At 48.8% G+C, this 22,372-nt stretch carries 24 protein-coding genes; 2 read left to right on the top strand and 22 right to left on the bottom strand.

The annotated features are described in order from the left end of the window. Nucleotides 1-16 precede the first annotated feature (16 nt). The 7 genes from Dvar_RS07485 to Dvar_RS07455 all read right to left on the bottom strand — a co-directional run bounded on the left by Dvar_RS07485 (nt 17) and on the right by Dvar_RS07455 (nt 7,172). Nucleotides 17-1,801: an ATP-binding protein gene (locus tag Dvar_RS07485; protein ID WP_419661075.1), complete on the bottom strand. Its 1,785-nt coding sequence runs from the start codon at nt 1,799-1,801 to the stop codon at nt 17-19. 157 nt (nt 1,802-1,958) lie between these two features. Further along, nucleotides 1,959-2,648 carry a response regulator gene (locus Dvar_RS07480; protein WP_419661074.1) on the bottom strand — a complete coding sequence of 230 codons (690 nt, stop codon included), beginning with the start codon at nt 2,646-2,648 and terminating at the stop codon, nt 1,959-1,961. Between the two features lie 77 nt (nt 2,649-2,725). Then, nucleotides 2,726-3,385: a phosphate signaling complex protein PhoU gene (gene phoU, locus Dvar_RS07475; protein ID WP_419661073.1), complete on the bottom strand. Its 660-nt coding sequence runs from the start codon at nt 3,383-3,385 to the stop codon at nt 2,726-2,728. Nucleotides 3,386-3,434: 49 nt separating this feature from the next. Beyond that, the gene (gene pstB / locus Dvar_RS07470) at nt 3,435-4,226 is read right to left on the bottom strand and encodes a phosphate ABC transporter ATP-binding protein PstB (protein ID WP_419661072.1); all 792 of its coding nucleotides are present in this window, start codon (nt 4,224-4,226) and stop codon (nt 3,435-3,437) included. A gap of 70 nt (nt 4,227-4,296) precedes the next feature. Next, nucleotides 4,297-5,277 carry a phosphate ABC transporter permease PstA gene (gene pstA, locus Dvar_RS07465; protein ID WP_419661071.1) on the bottom strand — a complete coding sequence of 327 codons (981 nt, stop codon included), beginning with the start codon at nt 5,275-5,277 and terminating at the stop codon, nt 4,297-4,299. Then, nucleotides 5,277-6,170, bottom strand: coding sequence for a phosphate ABC transporter permease subunit PstC (gene pstC / locus Dvar_RS07460; protein WP_419661070.1), 894 nt, complete (start codon nt 6,168-6,170; stop codon nt 5,277-5,279). The genes pstA and pstC overlap by 1 nt, the downstream gene beginning before the upstream one ends. Before the next feature lie 183 nt (nt 6,171-6,353). Continuing rightward, nucleotides 6,354-7,172 (bottom strand): PstS family phosphate ABC transporter substrate-binding protein, encoded by an 819-nt coding sequence (locus Dvar_RS07455; protein ID WP_419661069.1) that lies wholly within the window; start codon nt 7,170-7,172, stop codon nt 6,354-6,356. A gap of 196 nt (nt 7,173-7,368) precedes the next feature. Here Dvar_RS07455 and Dvar_RS07450 point away from each other — a divergent pair, with 196 nt between their 5' ends. Then, nucleotides 7,369-7,644, top strand: a complete 276-nt coding sequence (locus Dvar_RS07450; protein WP_419661068.1) for an MFS transporter — start codon at nt 7,369-7,371, stop codon at nt 7,642-7,644. Nucleotides 7,645-7,696: 52 nt separating this feature from the next. Here Dvar_RS07450 and Dvar_RS07445 read toward each other — a convergent pair whose 3' ends face one another. The 6 genes from Dvar_RS07445 to Dvar_RS07420 form a co-directional block, all read right to left on the bottom strand. After that, nucleotides 7,697-8,761 (bottom strand): HD domain-containing phosphohydrolase, encoded by a 1,065-nt coding sequence (locus Dvar_RS07445; RefSeq protein WP_419661067.1) that lies wholly within the window; start codon nt 8,759-8,761, stop codon nt 7,697-7,699. A 32-nt stretch (nt 8,762-8,793) separates the two neighbouring features. Beyond that, the gene (locus Dvar_RS07440) at nt 8,794-12,249 is read right to left on the bottom strand and encodes a response regulator (RefSeq protein WP_419661066.1); all 3,456 of its coding nucleotides are present in this window, start codon (nt 12,247-12,249) and stop codon (nt 8,794-8,796) included. Nucleotides 12,250-12,267: 18 nt separating this feature from the next. Further along, nucleotides 12,268-13,128, bottom strand: coding sequence for a GGDEF domain-containing protein (locus Dvar_RS07435; RefSeq protein WP_419661065.1), 861 nt, complete (start codon nt 13,126-13,128; stop codon nt 12,268-12,270). Nucleotides 13,129-13,296: 168 nt separating this feature from the next. Beyond that, nucleotides 13,297-13,623, bottom strand: a complete 327-nt coding sequence (locus Dvar_RS07430; protein WP_419661064.1) for a zinc ribbon domain-containing protein — start codon at nt 13,621-13,623, stop codon at nt 13,297-13,299. Between the two features lie 484 nt (nt 13,624-14,107). Further along, nucleotides 14,108-14,302, bottom strand: coding sequence for a hypothetical protein (locus Dvar_RS07425; RefSeq protein ID WP_419661063.1), 195 nt, complete (start codon nt 14,300-14,302; stop codon nt 14,108-14,110). A gap of 316 nt (nt 14,303-14,618) precedes the next feature. Beyond that, the gene (locus Dvar_RS07420) at nt 14,619-14,894 is read right to left on the bottom strand and encodes a glutaminase (RefSeq protein ID WP_419661062.1); all 276 of its coding nucleotides are present in this window, start codon (nt 14,892-14,894) and stop codon (nt 14,619-14,621) included. A 42-nt stretch (nt 14,895-14,936) separates the two neighbouring features. Between Dvar_RS07420 and Dvar_RS07415 the strand changes: the two genes are divergently transcribed. Beyond that, nucleotides 14,937-15,632: a substrate-binding domain-containing protein gene (locus Dvar_RS07415; protein WP_419661061.1), complete on the top strand. Its 696-nt coding sequence runs from the start codon at nt 14,937-14,939 to the stop codon at nt 15,630-15,632. On the opposite strand, the gene Dvar_RS07410 is transcribed toward Dvar_RS07415, so the two are convergent. The 9 genes from Dvar_RS07410 to Dvar_RS07370 form a co-directional block, all read right to left on the bottom strand. Then, nucleotides 15,610-15,882, bottom strand: a complete 273-nt coding sequence (locus tag Dvar_RS07410) for a carcinine hydrolase/isopenicillin-N N-acyltransferase family protein (RefSeq protein ID WP_419664082.1) — start codon at nt 15,880-15,882, stop codon at nt 15,610-15,612. The genes Dvar_RS07415 and Dvar_RS07410 overlap by 23 nt on opposite strands. 49 nt (nt 15,883-15,931) lie before the next feature. Beyond that, nucleotides 15,932-16,318, bottom strand: coding sequence for a hypothetical protein (locus tag Dvar_RS07405; RefSeq protein ID WP_419664256.1), 387 nt, complete (start codon nt 16,316-16,318; stop codon nt 15,932-15,934). 191 nt (nt 16,319-16,509) lie between these two features. Further along, on the bottom strand, nt 16,510-16,926 hold the full coding sequence (locus Dvar_RS07400) for a carboxymuconolactone decarboxylase family protein (RefSeq protein WP_419661060.1): 417 nt from the start codon (nt 16,924-16,926) through the stop codon (nt 16,510-16,512). Between the two features lie 404 nt (nt 16,927-17,330). Beyond that, entirely contained in the window at nt 17,331-18,155 is an 825-nt protein-coding gene (locus Dvar_RS07395) for a DUF169 domain-containing protein (protein WP_419661059.1), read from the bottom strand. 119 nt (nt 18,156-18,274) lie between these two features. Beyond that, nucleotides 18,275-19,018 carry an SAM-dependent methyltransferase gene (locus Dvar_RS07390; RefSeq protein WP_419661058.1) on the bottom strand — a complete coding sequence of 248 codons (744 nt, stop codon included), beginning with the start codon at nt 19,016-19,018 and terminating at the stop codon, nt 18,275-18,277. A 69-nt stretch (nt 19,019-19,087) separates the two neighbouring features. After that, on the bottom strand, nt 19,088-19,399 hold the full coding sequence (locus Dvar_RS07385; protein WP_419661057.1) for a hypothetical protein: 312 nt from the start codon (nt 19,397-19,399) through the stop codon (nt 19,088-19,090). A 434-nt stretch (nt 19,400-19,833) separates the two neighbouring features. Beyond that, nucleotides 19,834-20,499: a tyrosine-protein phosphatase gene (locus tag Dvar_RS07380; RefSeq protein WP_419661056.1), complete on the bottom strand. Its 666-nt coding sequence runs from the start codon at nt 20,497-20,499 to the stop codon at nt 19,834-19,836. Between the two features lie 88 nt (nt 20,500-20,587). Then, a complete protein-coding gene (locus tag Dvar_RS07375; protein WP_419661055.1) occupies nt 20,588-21,349 on the bottom strand; it encodes an MBL fold metallo-hydrolase in 762 nt (253 codons plus the stop codon). 310 nt (nt 21,350-21,659) lie between these two features. Continuing rightward, nucleotides 21,660-22,367, bottom strand: coding sequence for a homocysteine S-methyltransferase family protein (locus tag Dvar_RS07370; protein WP_419661054.1), 708 nt, complete (start codon nt 22,365-22,367; stop codon nt 21,660-21,662). Nucleotides 22,368-22,372 lie beyond the last annotated feature (5 nt).

Below are 22,372 nucleotides of genomic sequence, written 5' to 3'. Positions count from 1 at the left end.
GTTTGAGAAGTCTGAATCAGGCCGTCTTTTCCAGCGGCAGGTGCAAGGTAAACGTGCTCCCTTTTTCCAGTTCGCTTTCCACGGACACCCGACCCCCATGGGACTGGGCGATGTGCTTGACAATCGCCAGCCCCAATCCAGTGCCGCCGAGTTTTCGGCTACGGGCCTTGTCGACACGATAAAAGCGTTCGAACAACCGCGGTAGATGCTTTTTCGCAATCCCCATGCCCTGATCCTGGAAGCGAATCTGGACTTCACCATTGGTGTTGCCGGCCTCGATCCGGATGGTACTGTTTTCCGGGCTGTACTTAATGGCGTTATCCAACAGATTCACCGCCGCCTGCTCCAGGAGCATGGCATCGAAACAGCCGCTCAGTTCATCATCGCAGACGAGCTGCACGTTGATATTTTTTTCTTGAATCGCATCGTTGCATAAACCGACGGCGGTATTGAGCACGTCCACGACCCGGCAGTCCTCCAACCCGATCTGTTGAATCTCGTCGTCGCGTTCGATGCGGGACAATTGCATCAGGTCTTCGATAATAGCCGCCAGACGATTGACATGCCGGTCAATGATCTCCAGAAAACGGCGCGTTTCCTCGGCATCATCCAGACGGCCGGTGACCAGGGTCTCCACGAACCCTTTGATGGCGGTCAGCGGGGTTTTGATCTCGTGGGAGACCGACGCCGCAAAATCGCGGCGCATGTTCTCCAGCCGTCGCAGCTGGGTCACATCGCTGATCACCACCAAGGCACCGATCCGCTTGTGCACGGCATCGACCAAAGGTGCACAGTGAACGCTGAAAATCCGCTCGCCCGCCTGGTGATAGACAATGTCCCGTTCCAGGTTCTCTCCTTTGGCCATGCATTGGTTCATCAATTCCTGGAAATCGTGGTTTCTGATGATTTCCAGAATGTTGCGCCCATCATCGGTGGTCATGGGGACACCGAACATTCGGGCTGCAGCCGGGTTGATGCTGATCACCCGCTGGTCCATGTCCGTGGCAATGATCCCTTCGCGCATGCTGGTCAGAATGGATTCCGTTTTCTTACGCTGATTGGTAATCTCGTCCATGCGTTGCTGCAGTTGCCCGGCCATCTGGTTCATGGATTCGGCCAACGCGGAAAATTCAGCTGTATCCGGCGCTTCCAGGCGATGCAGAAGATCTCCGGTAGCAAACCGCTCGGCACCGTCGCGCATGCGTTCAATGGGGATGGTGATTCTCTTGGAAACAAACCAGCTCACGCCTGAGGCCAACAGAGCGATCAGCAACGCACCGATAAACAGACGCACGCGGATCACACCGATACGGTCATCCACGGCGGTCACGGCAATCGATGTGCGCAAGACACCGCTCAAATGCTTATCCACAAACAATGGCAGGGCCACATACATCATGTTTTTCTGCAAGGTGTCGCTATAGCGCACACTGACGCCCACCCCGCCCCGATAGGCTTCGCGGATCTCCACACGATCCAGGTGGCTTTCCATGCGGTCGGGCATTTCTTCGGAATCCCCCACCACCCGACCATTGGGCAGGATGACCGTCACCCGGTTGACGGTGTCGCCGGCCGCATCCTTACACAGCTGGTCAATCGCCGGGGCATCCAGCGGGGAGAGAAGGCGTGTGATCTGCTTTTCCAGCATACGGCCGCTGACTTCCAGATCCATCTGGGTACGCTCGAGGAAAAAATCGCGGGTAAAGCTCAGGGCATACCAGCTCACGGCAACCAGCGAAATCAGTGTGATCAACAGGTATGACGGGAACAGTTGGTAGATCAGGCGTTTTCTTGTTTTCATCTACGTTTCTAACTCACTATAGTGTTTAAGATAATGTTTTTGGCAAGGCCAGAGGGAGGAAGCTTTGTAATCAATACCGCTTTCGACCGATAACGCAGCCCAAAAACATTATCTTGAATGCTATACCATTCGTTTTACTGGTTAGAAAGCGGAGCCGTCAGTTTTCAATAAACCGGTACCCCACGCCCCGAACCGTCTCAATATAATGGCCAAGGGGCCCCAGTTTTTTACGCAGCCCCACAATCTGGACATCCACGCTACGGTCGGTCACCGGATAGTCATCACCGCGCACGGCATCGACAATCTGGGAACGGGTGAACACCCATCCCGGCCGCCGCGCCAGAAAATAAAGCACCTGAAACTCCGTGTAGGTGAGGTCCAGCGACTTCCCGTTGGCGGTCACATGGCGGCGTCCGGTATGAATGGACAACTCACGAATCGTGAGCACTTCATTTTCCAGATCCGGCACACCACCGCGCCTGCGGATCACCGCTTTCATACGGGCGATGAGAATCCGTGGAGAAAAAGGCTTGGTCACGTAGTCATCGGCGCCCAATTCCAGACCGGCAACCACATCCACCTCTTCTCCCTTGGCGGTCAGCATGACAATGGGAATCTGGTTGGTTGCCGTATTTTGCTTGAGACGCCTGGCCACCTCCAACCCATCGATCCCCGGCAGCATTAAATCCAGAATAATCAGATCCACCTGCTCAGTCGCAGCGGTTTCCAGCGCCGCCTCACCGGAAATGGCACACGTCACCTGATACCCTTCGCGATCCAGGTTATAGCGTACCAGTTCAAGGATGTCCTCTTCATCATCCACGACCAGAATTTTTTCTTTTTTCATGTCATCACAATTCAATGATTAGATGGTGTCAATTTCCGGCAACCTTGAAAGGCGGCAGCGGTGTAATAAGTATCGCCTTACTCCAATTTGCCATGCCGGACAATCTCACCTTCGATCATGTACACCACCTCTTCGGCAATATTGGTGGCGTGGTCGGCGAGCCGTTCGATATGCCGGGAGATGAGCAGCAGGTTGATCATGTAGCCGATATCTTCGTTGACACCGTCGCTGATGGCCTGTTTGATGCGATCATAGGCCTCATTTTGAAGCTTGTCCACCTCATCGTCCAGGTGCCATACCTTGATGGCCAGATCCAAATCCTGGTTGACGAGACTGTCCAGACTCATGCGCAGCATGGCTTCAGCCTTTTCCGCCATCTCTGAATAGTCGAAAACGAAAGGAACCTTCGGTCTTTTGGCGACCCGTACCACCCGGTCGGCAATATTGACCACCTGATCACCGATCCGTTCCAGGTCGTTATTGATCTTGATCACCGCAATCAGAAAGCGCAGGTCAGCCGCCACCGGCTGATGCAGGGCGATGATTTTCAGGCATTCCTCCTCGATCTCCACCTCCATTTCATCGATTTCATGGTCGAGATGCCGGATCTCCTGGGCCAGGTTGAGATCCCGATCTTCGATGGCGGTTTTGATTCGATTCACGCGCTGTTCGACCAGTGCACCTAGAGAGAGGATCATTTTTTTGACTTTATCGAGTTCTCTTTGAAAATGTTTCACTGTAGGTTATTCCTCTTTGAATATTTGGCCATTTCTGGATGGGCACGAACTAACCAAATCGGCCGGTTATATAATCCTCGGTCTGCTTCCGTTTGGGCCGGGTGAAAATGGTATCAGTCTCCCCGACTTCAATGAGTTTCCCCATGTAAAAAAAGGCGGTCACATCCGAAACCCGAGCCGCCTGCTGCATGTTATGGGTCACGATGATGATGGTGTAGGTTTCCTTGAGTTCATGAATCAGCTCTTCAATTTTCTGCGTTGCGATAGGATCCAGCGCCGAGGCGGGTTCATCCATCAGCACCACCTCAGGCTTGACGGCCAGCGCCCGGGCGATACACAGACGCTGCTGCTGCCCGCCGGACAATCCCAAGGCAGTATCCGGCAATCGGTCCTTGACTTCATCCCAGATGGCGGCCTGCTTGAGGCTCTCCTCCACCCGTTCCTGAACAAAGGATTTGTTTTTGATACCATTAACCCACAGGCCATAGGCTACATTATCGAAAATCGATTTGGGGAATGGATTGGGTTTTTGAAAGACCATACCGACTTTACGCCGCAGCATCACCACATCCACATCGGGCGCATAAATATCATCACCATCAAGGGTAATTCGCCCTTCCACGCGGCTGATGGGAATCAAATCGTTCATGCGGTTCAGGCAACGCAAAAAGGTACTTTTGCCGCAACCTGAGGGACCGATCAGCGCCGTTACCTCACAAGGCTTAAACGTCATGGAAACGCCATGCAGGGCTTTAAAATCCCCATAATAAAAATCCAGGTCTTCGGAAGACATTTTGTATTCCGATTCGTTTCGGTCTGTCTGCTGTTCAGACTCCATCATTGTCCATATTTCCTAGTCATTCGGTTTTTATCAATCATCAAATAATGCAATCACCGGATCGGGAAACGGCCTATTTGAGCCGTTTTCTCAAACGGGAACGCCAGATAATGGCCACCAGGTTCATTCCCAGCACCAGGGCAATCAGCACGATGGCGGTACCGTATTGCAGATGCCGGGTTTTCTCGATTTGTGTTCCGGCGGTGGCCAATACATAAATATGGTAAGGCAGCGCCATCACTTCATTGAAAATTGAGGTCGGTAGTTTGGGGGTAAAAAAAACAGCGCCGGTAAACATGATCGGCGCTGTTTCCCCGGCAGCCCGACTGACCCCCAGGATCGCACCGGTAAGAATGCCCGGCAGGGCCGATGGCAGTACCACCTGCCAGATAGTTTGCCATTTGGTGGCCCCCAGGCCCAAGGATGCCTCCCGGTAGGTATCGGGAACGGATTTGAGCGCCTCCTCGGTGGCCCCGATGATCACGGGCAGGGACATGGCGCCCAGGGTCAATGCACCGGCGGCGATGCTCACACCCATGTTCAGGATGACCACAAAAAAAGCCAGACCAAACAGGCCGAAAACCACCGATGGGACACCCGCCAGATTGTTGATCCCCAGCCGGATGAGTCGCACCACCTTGCCCGGTCGGGCATACTCGTTCAGATAGATGGCCGATGCAATACCAATCGGCAGGGCCACAATAATCGCGCCGAAGCTTAAGGCAAAGGTCCCCACGATACAAGGCAGAATGCCTCCCTTGGTCATGGACTCCATGGGCGGCTGGGTGAGAAATTCCCAAGTGATGGCCCGCCATCCATTGACCACCATGAAATAGACGATCACCAGAAGCGCAATGCCGTTGATCGCGGCTGCAGATCGAAAGAGAGAGAAGAAAATGATCTGCTTGATTTTTCGAATCCGGTCATAGCGAGGGCTGACGCCTTTTAAAGACTGATCGGTTCGCGACATAGATTCAACCTGTTTCCCTTTGATAGTGGCCATGTCACCGGTTTCTTTTTTATGTGATGAAGTGCTGACAAAAAGAGAATTCATTACAAAGAGGCCTCCCCTACCTGCGTAAACCGATGCGCAATGTAATCCGCCACAATATTGAACAGCAGCGTAAAAACAAAAAGCACAATGCCGGTGGCAAACAGCGCGTAATAATGCTCGCCCCCCACCGGTGCCTCGGCCATTTCAGCGGCGATACTGGCCGGCATGGGCCGCACTGGGTCGAAGATCGATGTGGGCAACATGGCCGCACCACCGGCCACCATCAACACCACCATGGTTTCTCCCACGGCCCGGGAAAGCCCCAAAATGACCGCCGTACTGATACCTGACAACGAGGCCGGCACCACCACGCGGACGATAGTTTGCAGCTGTGTCGCCCCCAATGCGACCGACGCTTCCCGAAGGGCGCCGGGCACACTGTGGATGGCATCCTCGGAGATGCTGCAAATGGTCGGAATGGACATAAACGCCAGCATCAGGGAGGCATTAAACATATTCAGCCCCGTGGGAATATCGAAGACTTTCTGCAGAAATGGCGCCACCAGCACCATCCCAAAGAAGCCGATGACCACAGAGGGCAACGCCGCCAGAAGCTCCACGATGGGCTTGACGATTTCTCCCACCCGGTAGCTGGCAATTTCGGAAAGATAGATGGCCGTCATGACCCCCAGTGGAATAGCGATCATGCCGGACATGACAGTCACCGCCAATGATGCGACAATCAGCGGGAAAATGCCAAAATCAGCAGGATCCGACGTGGGATACCAGTATTTGCCAAAAATAAAATCCTTGACCGAAACCGTCTTGAAAATCGGAAGTCCCTCTTTGAAAAGGAAGAGCATGATCAAAAACAGAATCGTGATGGACGCCGTGGCGATGATAAAAAACATCGTCTGCATCGATTTTTCAGTTGTCTGGCGTCGGTTAGCCATGGTTTTGCCTTTTCAGATTCAGATTCGTGCCCATTGATTAAGGCTGGGTGGCCTTTTTCAATATGGACAAGAAATTTGAGTTTCATCTCCTTGTCTCAAGAAGACACAGCCCGCCCGGAACCGACCCCGGCGGACTGTGCTGAGCAAGGAGAGCGTCCTTGATGAAAGCGTTGTGGTTTAAAATTAGTACAGCGGTACGTATCCGGCCTCGGCAACCATTTTCTGTCCCTTTTCGGGATGCAGCATGTAGTTGACGAAATTCAGGGTGTCACCGGTAGGCCAGCTATTGGTGAACATGAACAGTGGCCGGCTGATGGGGAAGGTACCATTCAAGGTGCTTTCCTTGGTGCCCTCTACGCCATTGACTTTAAGGGCCTTGACATTTTCGTTGATGTAACCGATGCCGATGTAACCGATGGCATACTTGTTGTTGGAAATCGCCTGAACGATGGCACCGTTGGAAGCCATCACTTGAGCTGCCGGGGTAACCCGTTCTTTGTTCATGACCTTGCCTTCCCAGGTTTCATAGGTACCGGAGGAGGTGTCCCGGGAACAGATGACGATTTTCAGATCCGGACCGCCGATCTCTTTGAAGTTCTTCACCTTGCCCATGTAAATATCCTTGAGCTGCGCCAGGGTGATGTCGGTCAGGTTGTTGCTGGGATGGACCACGGGGATGATCGAATCGTAGGCCACGGCAAAGGGAACCGGATAAACGCCCTTTTCGTTGGCCAGAGCCACTTCTTTGTCCTTAATAAAGCGGGAGGCATTGGCAATGTCGGTAGAACCATCGATGATGGCCTTGATACCGTTGCTGGAGCCGCCACCGGAAAGGGAAATGTTCACATCCGGATTGGCCTTCATATAGGCTTCGACAGCCAGTTGTGAGATGGGCAAAACCGTAGTGGAACCTTTGATCACCAGGTTACCGGCAATAGCCGTGGTTGCACACAGCATAACAGCCGCGGCAACGATTGCGGTCAGGTTGAACAGCTTTTTCATGGGTTTTTCTCCTCCATTGAATTCAATTCAGGCTAAGCGCCTTTTGTTAGATTTGTGTTAGAATCAGGTTAGGTTTTTGTTAATCTTTCGTAATTCCACTTGATCCCAACAACTTTATAGTGCGCACAGTAGATTCCAATTGTTAGGGAATTGTTAGGGACGGATTAGTTTTCAATGAGGGAGGAAAAAATTACCAATGACGCCGTCCACCGATAACAATCGGGCCAGCCTGAAAATCATCCTGGCCTTGGCCCTGGTCCATTTCATCGGCGACTTCTACAGCGCCTTCACCACGCCCCTTTTTCCGGCATTCATGGCCAAACTGAATTTGAGTTTGACCCAGGTGGGGCTGATTGCCGGCATTAACCGGTTTCTCGCGTTTATCGTTCAACCGGTAGCCGGTTATCTGTCAGATCGGTATCAGGGACGAGGGATCATTATTCGACGTTCAGCGTTTGATGTTCGATGTTAAAACAAGTATTTTGTTGCGGTATCATCGAGCCGAATCAGTCGCCCCTTGGAAATCAGACAATCGGCTCGCCATTGCCGTTGCCATGGCCCACCGGATAATCAAATGTAAATTCCTTTTTCGCAAACAATTCCAGGCAAGCCGCAACCGCATCGGCATCGTAACGAATGCCTTTTTGCTGGTTCAGGCGATCCAGTGCAGCCTCGATTCCATGGGCGGGCCGGTAAGGCCGGAAAGAACTGTTGGCTTCGGTCACGTCGGCCACAGCAAGAATTTTCGCCTCGGGCAGGATCTGGTCCCCACTGAGCCCATGGGGATATCCGCTTCCGTCAAGGCGCTCATGATGCTGAAGCGCCATCTGGGCCACCGGCCACGGGAAGGGAATGTCTTTCAGGATTTCATAGCTGACCAGCGGGTGAATCTTGAGCATTTCGTATTCCGCGTCCAAGAGCTTGCCTGACCGGCTGAGAATCGACACCGGGATACGGATCTTGCCCACATCGTGCAGGATGCCGGCAAACCGCAGTCCCTGGATGGCATCCGCCGCCACGCCCAATTTCTCGGCAATGGCACAGGCCAACTGGGCCACCCGCTGCTGATGGCCGGCCGTATAAGGATCGCGGATCTCAACCATCAGGGCCATGGCCTGGATGCTGGCATTGAGGATATTCCTGATTTCAGCGGTTTTTTGCTCGACTTGTTGTTCCAGCAAGATGTTGTGGGAACTCAGCTGCCGCTGCATCTGGGCCAGTGACAGATGCGTACGGACCCGTGCCTTGACTTCCGCCGCGTGAAAAGGCTTGGTAATGTAATCCACCGCCCCCAGTTCAAAGCCGCGGGTCTTGTTCACAGTTTCGCTCATGGCCGTGATAAAAATTATCGGTATGTCAGCGGTTTCGGGATTGTCTTTCAGTCGCTCGCACACCTCGAACCCATCCATCTCCGGCATCATGATATCCAGCAAAATCAAGTCCGGCTTGTGTTTATCAGCGTAGGCGATGGCGTTGGGACCGTTTTTAGCGATCCCCAGTCGATTTTCCGCTTTGAGCGTATTTACCAGGAGATCAATATTCGTGGCATTATCATCCACAATCAGGACGAGCGGTCGCAATTCATTCATATGGCAAAACATCACTTCCTCCCAAGCTGCAATCAGCTTGGGTGTATGTCGAGTTTGCGTATCGTATCCAAAGCCTGGTCATAATCATAACGATCGATCTGCGTTTCCAGGGATGTTAGTATCGTCGAATCCATCTGTTCGGATTGCCGGGCTTGCCGCTTAAAATCAGGCAAAATAGCTTCGATCGCTTCCGGGTCGGCCCTGTCAATGGCGTCTGTCAACCCTTTGATCAAGGTCTCCAGGGATTGGGTCGTCGCAGGCGCCTCGCGTACCTGGCGATCGTCAATGGACGTTTCCAGGTCTTGTATGGATTGTAAAACCGGGTCAAGGGCCGTCACCACATTTTCAATCAATGGGCCCAGTGCGGATCGCTCATTATCGCCGGCGGCCGCCTGGCGGCAGGCATCTTCGAGGGCGTAGGCCGCCTGGCTGAGATCATCGGCACCGATATTGGCTGCACTGCCTTTAAGGCTGTGGGCTAATTGCCGCAAGGCATCCAGATCGTCATCGGCCAGGGCCTGCCTTAGATGTTGCATGGTTTGCCGATTGTCGGCAAGGAACCCCGTCATGATACGCAGCAAGGTCGCGCCGTCGATATTGAGCGACGCCAGGGATGCGCTGATGTTGATGCCCGGCATGGTGTCCGGCAGGCGGGTCTCAGTGGATTCACAGGCAACGGCGAAATCCGTGGCAGCGCCGCTTTCTGCGGCCATATCAGCTGTGACCACCTCCTCCGCTGATAACAAATCCTTAAAGGCGCCTTTCTTGGACTGCAGCAATCGCCAAAGGGTGTGAAACAGGCGATCCTGGTTGACCGGCTTGGAAATATAACCATCCATTCCCGCCTCCAGACATTTTTCCTCGTCACCCTTCATGGCATGGGCCGTCATGGCGACAATGGGGATCGTGTTTCCCCCAGGCAACGTCCGAATCAGACGGGTGGCTTCATAGCCGTTCATTTTCGGCATCTGGATATCCATCAATACCGCATCAAAGGCCTGGTTGCGAACCGCCTTGACCGCCTCCTCGCCATTGCCGGCAATGGTGACCACAATGCCGGCGCCTTCCAAAATGGCCTGGGCCACCTGTTGGTTGGTGGGGTTGTCTTCGGCGACCAGCATGTGCAGCCCCTTGAGCGGCGTTCGGTAAATGGAGGCGCGGGTGGTAAAATGCTTTTTCCGATCCGCGTTCTTGTCTCCGCCCTTTCCAAAACCGTCCATAATGGCGTCAAACAAGGTCGAGGGATAAATTGGCTTAATCAAAAACCCATTGATGCCAACCTGTTGAGCCTGAACCCGCTGTTCTTCCTTGCCAAAGGCCGTCATCATAATGATCGGCATGGTAAGGTTCATTTCCTGGCGAATCTTCCTCGACACTTCGATACCATCCATTTGCGGCATTTTCCAGTCCATCATAATCAACTCGATGGGATAGTTGCGCAACTGATTATCCTTGAGCCGACTGAGCGCATCCAATCCGGAAGACAGTGTCTCCACCCTGAACCCCAACGATTCAAGCATCTTACGCATAATCAAACGACTGTCCGCAAGGTCATCGACCACCAGCACGGTCAGGCCCTGGATGTCCGGGGGAACCACGGGTTTGGGAATTGATTTGTCCGCCGGACGATCGAGCCTCACCGTGAAGAAGAAGGTACTGCCACGGCCTAATTCGCTTTCCACACCGATGGTGCCATGCATCATGGTTACCAGCTGTTTACAAATGCTCAGGCCCAACCCGGTTCCCTCATATTTGCGGGTCGAGGATGTATCGGCCTGGCTGAACGGTTCAAAGAGCAAATCACGGTATTCAGGGGCAATTCCCGTGCCCGTATCCTTGACTGAAAAGGAGAGCATTGCCGTATCACCGGCCAGATCGTCCGTTGATTCCGGCGCGGGTTTGACACTGACCAGGATCACCCCGCCCGATTCGGTGAACTTGATCGCATTGCTGATCAGGTTGGTCAAAATCTGCTGTAATCGCAAGGGATCACCAATGAGCACTTTGGGAGTATTTGAATCGCAGTCCACCAGCAGCTCGATGCCCTTGTCGGCCGCCTTGCTGTAAAACAGATCCATGACCCGGTCAAAGACTTCGCTCAACCGGAAGGTCCGCGGTTTGAGTTCAAATTTACCGGCCTCGATCTTGGAAAAATCCAGTATATCATTGATAATACCGAGCAGGGAGTAGGCCGAGGTCTGGATGATTTTCAGATAGTTTTCAATTTTGGGAGACACCTTTTCGCCAAGGGCCAGGTCTGTGGCGGCGATCACGCCATTCATGGGCGTACGGATTTCATGGCTCATATTGGCCAGAAACTCACTTTTGGCCCGGGTGGCGGCTTCGGCCAGTTCCTTGGCGGATTTAAGTTCGCGATCCTTTTGACGACGCAGATCCATTTCCACCTGAAGTCGCACGTTGGACGTTCGAATTCGGCGGTTAAGCTTCATAATCACGCCGGTGAAGGCCGATAGAATACAAAAAGCCGCACAGGCAAAGATGATCCAGTGTCCATAGGTCTTTAACACATCTTTGATCGTAATTTTGCCCAGGTCCTTGTATGGGCCGACTTTCAATACTTTCAGGCAGTCATGGACCGTCTGATAGTTCAGTGGGATGGTCCAGCCGGCGCAACCGGCAGCCAGGGCCGCCGGTGAATCCGGGGGCATCTCCAAAAGGGCTTCGGCCACATCCTCAGCCAGCGTGTCGGAGGTGTGCTGTACTTTGGCCATGGGCCATTCAGGGTACTCACGCGTGGTACAATAATAGTCAGTCGGCCCATCCTCGGCGTGCAGCCGTGGAAACACATAAAAATCGTCCAGGTTAATCTTGCCCTCGGCACTCAAATCCTCCAGGGTGTTGGTTCTCACCGTGCCCGCGTCGACCAGACGATCTTGTACGGCAAACACCACCTCGTCGTGGGTTTCATTAAACCGCAGGTCACCAAAATCACTGAACGGATCGATGCCCTTTTCCTTGAACTCCCGCCAGGCCATCAGCCATCCGCCCAGGGACGTCTCGGAAACCGCCATGAACGACTTCCCTTTCAGGTCCTCCAATTTTCGAATATCCTGTCGATCCTTGCGGCAGAAAATCACACCGCCATAACGCGTATACACCCCTCTGGCCCGCCGCTCTTTCAAGGTCACAATACGATTGGCCCGGTACCAATGCTCAAGCCCGACGTAGAAAGCGGAATTGGCCAGGATGAAATCAACCCCCCCGTTTTTTACCGTGGGATAAATCTGATCGTGGGCCAACGGTACGATGATGAACCGCTGGCCTGCAATTTGATCGCTGAGATAGTCTGCCGTAGCCCCCCAGCGCTGTAAACATTGGTCCATGCCACGGATGGCCAGCACGCCGATGCGAAGCGGCCCGTTATCAGCCCGGCATTCTCCTGGAAAAAAACCGCCCCAAAGAGAGAGGATAATCAGCAGGGCATAAGGCAGGCGCCCCCTGGATCTATTGAATTCACCTGTTCTCATCAAAGCCACTTTCAATTTTCAATGTTGAGGTGTTAGAACGGCATGCCGAATGTCGTTTTTGCCATTGTGCTTGACTTCATACATCAACCGATCGGCCGCTTGAATGGGTTCCTCGACACTATCGGGAATGTTGTGGTAGGTCACCATACCGATACTGAATGTCACCGCCCACTCTTTTTCCTTCATTTTATCAGAAAGTTGTCGTTGAAGCTTCCGCGCCACCATGTCAGCGGCGGCTTCCTCCGTATTAACCAACAGGATAACGAATTCATCGCCGCCGAAGCGGGCAACAATATCAATAGCACGTAAGTGGTGCTTGATGGTTTCCACGACCGTTATCAGCAGGCAATCGCCTGTGTGATGCCCAAATTGATCGTTGATTAGTTTGAAGTCATCCACATCAATGACCATGATCGAAAAAGGAAGCGCGTACCGCCGCGACCGATCGATCTCGACCGTAGCCAATTTACGGAAGGCCCGGCGGTTGGCAATTCGCGTCAGGGGATCCATCATGGCTAGTGATTTTTGTTTCTCCAACATCCTTTTATATTTGGCAATCATAAAAACGATGAACAGGAATACCGAGAATCGAAAGGATTCATTGATCAAAGGAATGTAGGCCAGGGAAAAGCGATCCACCATGGTCAGATCGATAAGCAGCCAGGTAAAGGCGCTTGCCGCTGATATGGCAATCCCCCAATATCGATTGGCAAACCAGGTAACGGTGACAATGGGAAACAGATAAAGAAAAGAGAAAGCGAATTCAGGACCGGTTAGAAAACGCAGCCAACCGATCAACACAATCAATCCAATCGCAGCTGCCAGCAATAGCGGCTTCTGGTAGCGTGTTGAATTCGTAAATGATACTTGCCTGGGCACGATGGTCCCCCCATGGGCACCAAAAATATCAATCCTGCTTTAATTCAGATATATAATGGTACCAATCCTGTTTGGATTTGGCAATCGTGTGAGCAGACATACACAGGGAACCCGCATTTGGCGCTCTCTTCTGAATGCGATCATGATGAATGTCAAATGATAGTTACATCACAACTCATTCAACAGGTCGAAATATTCCTTTAATATTCGAATGGAATCCATCGTCATCTGAACCAGAAACCAGCTCAGCACCAAAATACCAATGGTAAGCCCGATCTTCCAGTTCCGAGGGGTTTGCGGTCGCCACCAGATCAGCGGTAAGGCCAGGGGGCCAACCGCTGCGATGGCAAGCACAATAAATGAAGTTCGAAAATACCAGGGGATCTGGTTGTCCGGTTTCCGTGGATCTCTTGATGAATCCAAAAACTCACCGCAGTGTTTACATTTTATGGCCTCATCCTGGATCTCTTCGGCACAAAAAGGGCATTTTTTCATGGAGGATCCTCATCCATTTTTCAGCACTGAACGTTCCAGAATATTTTTATCAATCGTTTTCATCTCCAAATGTTTTTTCACAGACAGTCTCCATCCATTCTTCGATCTGATCGCGGTAAGCATCCGGACCGGTCTCCATTCCACAGGACCTGCAGATGACCTTGGCATTCACTCACCGGCCGTGCAGGTCAGCAGGACCGCCACAAAATAAGCAGATTAAATCAGGCATCATCGCCTCCCAATGGATAAATTATCCCCGCAAACCGCCTTGATCAATATTAACAGGTAGGGTGCATACTTCAAGGGCTGTATGATTTACCCGATTTATTTGGTTCAAAGCAATTGGTATATAATTGGACGGCACCGATTTTTGTCCGTCTGCAAAACACATCCGCCGATACATATCAGGATATGTACCGGCGGAAAGGCGAAAAAAAGCTGGAATTATTTTCTACCTGCGCCCGTTATCGCAAGCGAACGGTTTTTAAAATGGAGAATATCCGTTGGATATCCAGATATTGACATAGCTGTGGACAAAGTGAACCAGATCATCGTGGCCGTCACCATTGAAATCCCCCACCAGATAATTGGTGCCGTTGCCGACAAAATAACCCGGCCAGGGAATATCATAGATCCTTTTCAGGGGACCGTATAATTCATTAGAAATGACTAAAAACATGCCGACCATCGTTTTTTCATGGATACCCTCCTTGGTTCTGAAAAAGCCTTGTTTCTATCCTCGAAGATAAAGAGGACGGGTCTCTGCACCACCGGCAGCATTTATCATCACGCCATTCAGCCAGAACCATGCCATGGCTTTTCTAAACGATGGTTGAGGCTTAACATATTGAAATTAAAATTATTTTTTACTTGGCGGGGAATAAGGCATGTACGCTGGCGTCCGACAACATCAGACTTTTGTCTGATGTTGTCGGACTCGGGATAGGAGGGCAGCAATGGATAGAATCATTCCTGCTGAGAGCCTGTTTGAAAAATCAGTTTTGTTGCGATTCATAGGGATGGAAGATGTGCAGTTGCAAACGCCTTGACAGCTCTTCAAAAACCTTTACGCCCCGTGTGCTGTTGCCGTAGTGGTCCAGTGGCCGGGAGAAGACAGCGATCCCCATATGACCGGGGACCACGCCCAGGATACAGCCGCTCACGCCGCTTTTTGCCGGCAGCCCGACATTGTAAGCCCATTCTCCGGCAAAATCATACATTTCGCAGGTATACATGACGGTCAACAGATCTCGCACATACTCGGCCTTCACGGCCCGTAGGCCGGTAATGGGGTTGACGCCCTCATTGATGAAATGGAAAAAGGTTACCGGTTGGGCAAGGCCCTTATCACCGCGGCCCGCCGCGCTGGCTTGGGGACCGCCGACACACCGCTTAATATCGTCGACATCGGCGGAGATTTTACTTGGTTTGGCTCCAGATTGCGGGAAAAAGGCCTGGTCCGCGCAGTGGAGGAGGCACCACCTGCACGGCTGCTGCAAGTCGTACCGACCCACTGGACCCAGGCGGAAGGAAAAAAGATTGCCGAATTACTGATAAATCGTTATCCGCTGACGTCAGTTTTCTGGGCAGCCAGTGATCAACTTGGAATCGGCGCCGCCGAGGCATTGGTCAATGCAGGCCGGGAAATAGGCCAGAATGTTTTTGTGGGTGGACTGGACCTGTCCCTGAACGGCTTGCAGCATGTGAAAAACGGCCAACTGATCGCCACTGTGGCAAGCAGTCTTTTTGCCTATGCTGAAATTGTTGTTTACCTTTACGACTACCTCAATGGCAAGGATTTTGCCGATGAAGTCGGCACCCAAATCCGCACCACCATCCACACGGCCACCCGTGACACCGTCGATCTGCACCTGGCACTGTATCAGGCAATGGATGCCATTGGTTTTTCCAGGTTATCAAAAATCCATAATCCGCAACTGGTGCGTTATGATTTTTCGTTACAGCGGATTCGATCCATTATTGCTGTTAAAAACGAAGATCTTCCCTAAATTTCGTTCTTGCTGGATTACCTTCGGCTCTGTATATTTTTTTATTGGAAACATCGAAAACAGATGCCCAAATGGTATCGAAATTCAATTTGTTATCGTACTGACAGATAAAGCCGTGTTTTCCGCTTAAAATGTTCTTTGCATGCTTGACACCGTCGCTGCAGTCAATATCCGTCAATGCGTTGTAAACCGTTTGATATCGATCTTCAGAAAAATAGGCATTTCGATCACTCGCATCATGTTTCCACATCGGTTTGGATGTAAAATGGTTTACGGTGACAATAAAATCCTCTCCAGTTTTACTTTTTTCCGGGTATCGGATATTTTTCAAAAAACGGAGGCAGATCATTATCCCGGCCATGATAAACTTGATCGTTCTTTGTAAAGCTGAATGCCGTGCATCCCCTGACTTCTGTGCAATCCGAGTTATGGATATCAAGGCAACTTCCCATACACATCATCCAGGATATAAAAACGTCATTGTCATATCCAATTGTGTCAGTTACACACTGGATTTCTTCCATAACTTCAGGGAAATGCTTACCCAGTATTGCTTTGCATTGTCTGCAATGCTTAATCTGAAATGAATCGAGCTTAATGGGAAAGCGCGCATTGTTTCTTTGGAATATCGCCCCCATTTTGCGCCCCATTTCATAATGATCTCCACTAAATCTTGGATGATACACAGAGTTTCCTCCTCTTCTAAGGTTGAATTAGATCAAAGAGGAATAAAAAATTATTGTCAATATCAAATAAGATCAATTATGATGTGCTTTCTCCATTAAATGTTGGTATTTTCTTCAATGCTTCACACGCTTCTTTCAGAACGCCCCCAATAATCTCCGGCATCCAGTTTCGAGAGAAAAACGCTATTGTTTCATATCATTCCTTGTTCTTTGATGAACTCTACCACCATAGCAACCTGTGACCCCGCTAATGTTCCACCCAGTGAAATTGCTATTGAACAAACTTCCAAAATTTCATCTGCAGAAGCGCCATGTTTTATTGCATGATCAGTTTGGCCAAGGATGCATCCTTTACAACCGGCGACAATCCCTCCGCACAGTGCTATCAGTCTTTTCGTTTTTGCATCTAAAAGTCCATCTTTATAAACATTATCATAATGATCTTTGAATTTTTCATTGATTTCAGATCCATGTTCAAAGAATCCCAAAAAGTTTTCTCTAATTGCATCAAGCTCTCCAGTCTTGGTCATAGCTTTTCCTTGTTTTGAGTAAATATTGACGGTTTCGTAAAAAGTATATTTAGGGTGGGCATTGCCCACCACCGACATCAAGCCATCGGGTGGTTGAAGCGATGGTCAAGCCCCCATTTATTACACACCGATATCAGGTTTGAACAAGTGCCGGTCTTGGTTCGCTCTCATCTGGATTTTTATCAACCATTACCATGTCCCTATGCCCTTATTTCAAACTGCTGCCAAGTCGAATAATTCGAGAAAGTCAATTTACTTGACTTTTTCTATGATTTTCTCTTCTGCTTTTTTTGCTATAGGATATTAACGCCAAGTATAAGTATGAAAGTCATACTGTACATTGGGATTGGATCAGCTATAAAAAGTATCAACAACCAAATCACGCTATATAATACTACAATCGATTCAGATTGAATAGTAGTGCCAGCAAACAGCAAAACAACAACTCCACAAAATGAGCAATCCTAATCTTTGTTTTTTATTCATTTCTTTTTACAATCAACCAGTCTTTTCCATGAGGGGATGTGGAATATGCAGTCATTGGCCTCCTCCTCCATTCGCTGGAAAAGCGGTATGGGTAAAGTCAGTGTCAGGATATCGCCTCTGAATCGCTTGCGCATCATTTCTCTACCATCCATACCCAGCATACCCAAAACCGCCCTGGGCTGACTTGATTCAGCTTGCGCATAGGCAAATGCGGCAATGCTGCTACAGTCCGGACCTTGAGGGACTTGAACAGGGTCTGTTCCTGACATTACTGATCCAGCCAATGTGATCAGGCCTGAAAGCTCAACAGGATTTACCGGGAAAATTACGGCGCGTATGTTCTCATTGGAATCAGTACGGCTAAGCGGCTTGAATAAAACATATTTATACTGGATATCGTAACGCGGCAATCCATTCAATATCCACGCTTTGGCGAGTTCAGCATTACAGTGCCTGCGTTCACCATACTCATACAGGGAGCGCCAGCTTCTGGGAGCTGCGTTCATCCTTTCTCTGTAAGCTTTTTGATCGTTAGCAGATTTGATACCTTTGCTGAAAACAGCAGTGTACCGATCAAGTAGTTCGCTGGAAGCATCAAAATCTACCCCCATCCCCAAGGCAGCACGGCCTCCATTACATTCGATAGTCTCCCGATCGCCACCAGTGATTTTCCCGCGCCGTGATGCCTCGGCAAACAGATAGAGAATACACCCGAACTTGCCTTTCTTGAACTGAAATGTATCGTCAGGAATGGTATTGCTCCAGACCACCGCTACTGGTGGAAACTCTGGTTTGAGGTTTCGTACGATTACGCTTTCCATATTTACCTCTCTTGAATTGTTTGCTGTGAAATATGGTTTACCTCAATCGTCGGGTTCCAAACGTTTACCGAAACTTACAACATCATCGCCTTTAAATCCTATTTTCCTGTAAAACTCTATTACTCTGAAAGCCTAAGTACAAATACGCCCCAATTGAAATATCGCCGCCTATACTTGAGATAAGCGCGACGGTTTTTATTTATCCACTTATATAGTGCTGGAGCATCTGAATCATTTGGATTTGCGCTTAGAAAATCATCTACTGCCATCCATTGTGGCGCTTCGTACCGATCCCAACCAGAATGATCTGCAAGTATCATTTCTATTAAACGCAAACCGGCTGACTCAAATCGATCTAGCGTGCCATCCAGGGAAACATAATCATTTTTAGAGACGTCTAAAGCTGCATAAGCATCTTCCGGTGGTTCATCTACCCAATAAGGCTCGCCCACCAGTAGTAATCCACCTGATTTAAGAACCGGCTTCATCAATTCTAATGTTCCGATCAGGCCATTACCAATCCACGTTGCACCAATACAACTGACCACATCAAAATCATGTTTCGATTGAGTAAATTTTCCAGCATCGCCTTGGACGAAGGTTAACTGTTCAGTTACTTTCAATTCCGCAGCTCGCTTTTTTGCTGAATCCAAGAACACAGTGCTAATATCAACGCCAACACCGTTAATGCCATATTTTTGAGCCCATCGACATAACATCTCTGCCTTACCGCAAGCAAGATCAAGCTGTTTCATACCAGGATGTAAACGGCAAATATCGCCCAAAAGCATTAATTGTTTTTCTGTAAATGGATTCAGGATACGATTATAGGCCTCAGCTATTTCATGGAAACGTAATGACATTCTGATTCTCCTATTAAAATTTTATAAATTCTTTACTTTCATTTTGTTTCCTCCCAATTAAAATGTAACTCAGCGGTACTCCAGCGTTGGCTTGTTCGATATATCAAACCCGAAACAGTCGCCAGCGCCCAGATTTTTGATTGACAACAACTCGATCCCATTGTTGCAGCACAGATGGGCAACGGATCTTCCTTTAATTCCAATTCGGGTAAGATGGCCCCGCTCATTTTCGTCCAAACAGACGAAGCCCGGCTGCATAAAATAATTATCCCATCTCTCTTTGGCAGCCTTTTGATGCAATGGCATGACCTCGTTCCATGCAGCTTTTTTCGATTCAGTGTACTTCTTTAATGCGATCTGATTTTTGTTTTCTTTAATCAATATGATTCTCTCCAAATCCGGTTCCAGCAAGCGACAAACTCAACTGAAGTCTGCTGTTACTAGTGTCTTAAAACATACGCATAACTTCAAGCGGTTTCGTCCTGTCGAATATGGTACGGCCACTCACTGTTAAGCATCTATCAGTACGTTAATGATCACCTGTTCGGTTAAATGCCAAAATGACGCTATTTAAAATTATATTCCAAATCGCTGACAACTAACGGCTAACCGCTCAATTTAGGATAAACCAAGTTAGGCGTTTCAAACTTATTCGAGATACAAAAAACTTGATTTCATTTGCCTATTTTTATACTTTTTCGCATAGTATTGTATTTAATATCATGCGTTTTCCCTTATCCATACCCAGAGAATCAAAAAAGAAATCAGTCGAACCAAACTGTTTATCAATGGCTCTGAATGTCTCATTCAAATATTCAACACGCGTGTCCAACAATTTTCTTAATTGAAGAATATCCGCCCGAAAGAGAGAAAGAAAACGAACCATTATTATCATTCGTGTTATCATCGGTTTTAAATTGACTTTGGGACAACATATAGTCTTTCAGGATGTTTTTTTTGGAAACACCGACTGACATAAGGGCTAAAGCCATTACCACTCCAGTTCGGTCCTTCCCTGAGTTGCAAAGGACTAAAGCTGTATAATTTGCAGGATTTAATAGCAATTCAAATATTTTTTTCAACTCGCATCGGTAATCAGTTATCGCAAGCCGATATGAACTAAGGATTTCTTTTTCGAGATCCCTTTCTTTCGATTTTCCATAGAAAATTTCTCTTTTAAGTTCATTGTGGCTTTTCTTATTATCAACTATCTCTATATTCTCAATTTTTATTCCGTTTTTCGACGGCAATCGGTTTGGCTTTGATATCCGCTCTTCTTTCGACCTTAGATCAATAATAAGCTGTAAATTCAATTTTTCTATTTTATGAAGATCGCCTCTTGTAAGCTTGGCTAAATTGTCTGAACGAAATAGTTTCCCCCTTTTGATTTTTTTTTCATCTTTGGTGGAATACCCACCTACATCCCTAAAATTATAAGCGCCTTTGAGTTCAATTTTCCGCAAATCAATTTTATCCATCATTTAAATAAACCAATGCATTTTCTATAATTTTTGACGTCATCTCAGGCTATTTTAAAAGCCCATGCGTCACTGCAAGGTGCTTTTCCTCTTATAACCATACAGCCCAGTCGCCGTAGTCAAACTTTCCGCCACCATGATGCAATTTACCCTCAACCTGCAACTGCCGAAAAGCATCACGCATTCTATCCAGAATCTCAGGCTGAATATTCAAAGTATGATGTGCCGGAAACACATACTTCACAGGCAGTGCCGACACCCGCTCAAGAGAGTTGAGGTACGCTTCTGGATCGGTTGACGGAAAGTAGGCGAACAACGTATCTTTATAAACCAGATCACCGGTAAAAAGGTAACCACGATCCTTTTCCCAAAAACACATATGCCCTGGCGAATGTCCTGGAGTATGCACTACCTGAACAAAACGGTCTCCAATGCTGATAATATCATTATCCTTCAGCACGCTTGCCGGTTCCCCCTGAAAGAATTCATATTTGTTTACATCATACCCTTCCGGCAGATCACATCGATCAACGACCATTTCTTTAATTTGCTCAATTGTTAGAGGAAATTCTCCGCTAAGCCAGTTCAGTTCATTTTCATGAGCGTAAAAGTCAGGAAAGAATTTATGTCCGCCAATATGATCCCAATGAATGTGGGTTGCTACTGCAGTAACCGGTTTGTAAGTCAGTTTTGTGACTTCATCATGGATATTGCCGATGCCGAGCCCGGTATCAATCAGCAAACTGCGTTCAGAGCCATTTAAGAGATAACAATGCGTTTCTTCCCAATGGCGGTATTCGCTTATAATATAAGTTTTATTGTCGATTTGATCTATTGTAAACCAATTATTCATTTTCTAATTCACCTATACTTACCAAGCTTGAATGTAACGAGTAGACAGATAGATAGGAATGAACCATTTAAGACGCATTCTAAATCCACGAAATTGCTGAGCAATATTAAGCAGATTCCTGTAATCAAACAGTGCCCCGCCCGAAAAATGCCAGGCTATACTTGTTCAATGAAGAACACCAATGCGGTGGCAATTCGCGTGAGTACTCAAGGAGGCGAATTCGTTTTCCATTATGATCATGGAACGCCGTAGACAGGCGAAAGAACAAGCAAGATGAGGTAATTATTTATTCTCCTACGCCCTTACGATATTAATTTTCAACAATATATTTCAAGTGCTCAACACCAGTGCCACAACAGCCCCCTAATAATCGAATGCCGTAGTTTCTGTTGAGCAGCAGCATTTCCGCGCCCCATTCTGAAACATCCTCTACATGTAATATTTCAGCATCATCAAGATCACTATGATCAAGTGAGGAGGCGTTGGCCTGATACCCTATCAATCGATTAAAAACCTCCGCAGGCTGTTCCGATGCATGTAAAAATGTGGGGTAGGAACAATTGACCATAAAGCCAATCGGTACGTTCCCGGTGGAAGAATCTATCGTAGTAATAGCGGTATGAAGGTCCGCCCCGTCAAGCACATAACCATCTCGATTAATAACGAAACTTATGACATATGGGAGGCCTGTATTTGCCATCGCTTTTGCAATGCCAATAGCCTCATTTATATTTGGCAACGTTTCTGCGATCAAAAAATCAACGCCAGCCTTTGCAAGCTGAATAATCTGCCATGAATGAAACTGCTCTGACTCGGAAGCAGACAAAGCTTCCTGTGGTCTATAGCAATCATTCTTACATCCAACCATTCCTCCAATCAGGATCGTTGACTTTGCGGCCTTTTTTTCATCGCGAATTTTATTCATAAACTTGACGGCATCAGCATTGATATTGAGCAGAGCGCTATCGAAACATTTTGAAAGTCCGGTTGCCCCCTCGGCTTGGCAGCATTGCTGCATTTGGT

The sequence above is a fragment of the Desulfosarcina variabilis str. Montpellier genome (assembly GCF_048565275.1).
Taxonomy (GTDB): Bacteria; Desulfobacterota; Desulfobacteria; order Desulfobacterales; family Desulfosarcinaceae; genus Desulfosarcina; species Desulfosarcina variabilis.
This window is presented reverse-complemented; position numbering and strand designations above follow the sequence as displayed.

What these genes read in the sequence shown, in the direction of transcription:
- Dvar_RS07450 (WP_419661068.1), top strand. Translation starts at nt 7,369, where the DNA reads ATGACGCCGTCCACCGATAACAATCGGGCCAGCCTGAAAATCATCCTG.
- pstB (WP_419661072.1), bottom strand. Translation starts at nt 4,226, where the DNA reads ATGATGGAGTCTGAACAGCAGACAGACCGAAACGAATCGGAATACAAA.
- Dvar_RS07415 (WP_419661061.1), top strand. Translation starts at nt 14,937, where the DNA reads ATGGAAAAAGGTTACCGGTTGGGCAAGGCCCTTATCACCGCGGCCCGC.
- pstA (WP_419661071.1), bottom strand. Translation starts at nt 5,277, where the DNA reads ATGAATTCTCTTTTTGTCAGCACTTCATCACATAAAAAAGAAACCGGT.
- Dvar_RS07480 (WP_419661074.1), bottom strand. Translation starts at nt 2,648, where the DNA reads ATGAAAAAAGAAAAAATTCTGGTCGTGGATGATGAAGAGGACATCCTT.
- Dvar_RS07425 (WP_419661063.1), bottom strand. Translation starts at nt 14,302, where the DNA reads ATGTTTTTAGTCATTTCTAATGAATTATACGGTCCCCTGAAAAGGATC.
- Dvar_RS07390 (WP_419661058.1), bottom strand. Translation starts at nt 19,018, where the DNA reads ATGTCATTACGTTTCCATGAAATAGCTGAGGCCTATAATCGTATCCTG.
- Dvar_RS07430 (WP_419661064.1), bottom strand. Translation starts at nt 13,623, where the DNA reads ATGAAAAAATGCCCTTTTTGTGCCGAAGAGATCCAGGATGAGGCCATA.
- pstC (WP_419661070.1), bottom strand. Translation starts at nt 6,170, where the DNA reads ATGGCTAACCGACGCCAGACAACTGAAAAATCGATGCAGACGATGTTT.
- Dvar_RS07455 (WP_419661069.1), bottom strand. Translation starts at nt 7,172, where the DNA reads ATGAAAAAGCTGTTCAACCTGACCGCAATCGTTGCCGCGGCTGTTATG.
- Dvar_RS07380 (WP_419661056.1), bottom strand. Translation starts at nt 20,499, where the DNA reads ATGATGGATAAAATTGATTTGCGGAAAATTGAACTCAAAGGCGCTTAT.
- Dvar_RS07375 (WP_419661055.1), bottom strand. Translation starts at nt 21,349, where the DNA reads ATGAATAATTGGTTTACAATAGATCAAATCGACAATAAAACTTATATT.
- Dvar_RS07440 (WP_419661066.1), bottom strand. Translation starts at nt 12,249, where the DNA reads ATGAGAACAGGTGAATTCAATAGATCCAGGGGGCGCCTGCCTTATGCC.
- Dvar_RS07485 (WP_419661075.1), bottom strand. Translation starts at nt 1,801, where the DNA reads ATGAAAACAAGAAAACGCCTGATCTACCAACTGTTCCCGTCATACCTG.
- Dvar_RS07445 (WP_419661067.1), bottom strand. Translation starts at nt 8,761, where the DNA reads ATGAATGAATTGCGACCGCTCGTCCTGATTGTGGATGATAATGCCACG.
- Dvar_RS07400 (WP_419661060.1), bottom strand. Translation starts at nt 16,926, where the DNA reads ATGTCGGTGGTGGGCAATGCCCACCCTAAATATACTTTTTACGAAACC.
- Dvar_RS07395 (WP_419661059.1), bottom strand. Translation starts at nt 18,155, where the DNA reads ATGGAAAGCGTAATCGTACGAAACCTCAAACCAGAGTTTCCACCAGTA.
- Dvar_RS07370 (WP_419661054.1), bottom strand. Translation starts at nt 22,367, where the DNA reads ATGCAGCAATGCTGCCAAGCCGAGGGGGCAACCGGACTTTCAAAATGT.
- Dvar_RS07410 (WP_419664082.1), bottom strand. Translation starts at nt 15,882, where the DNA reads ATGTGGAAACATGATGCGAGTGATCGAAATGCCTATTTTTCTGAAGAT.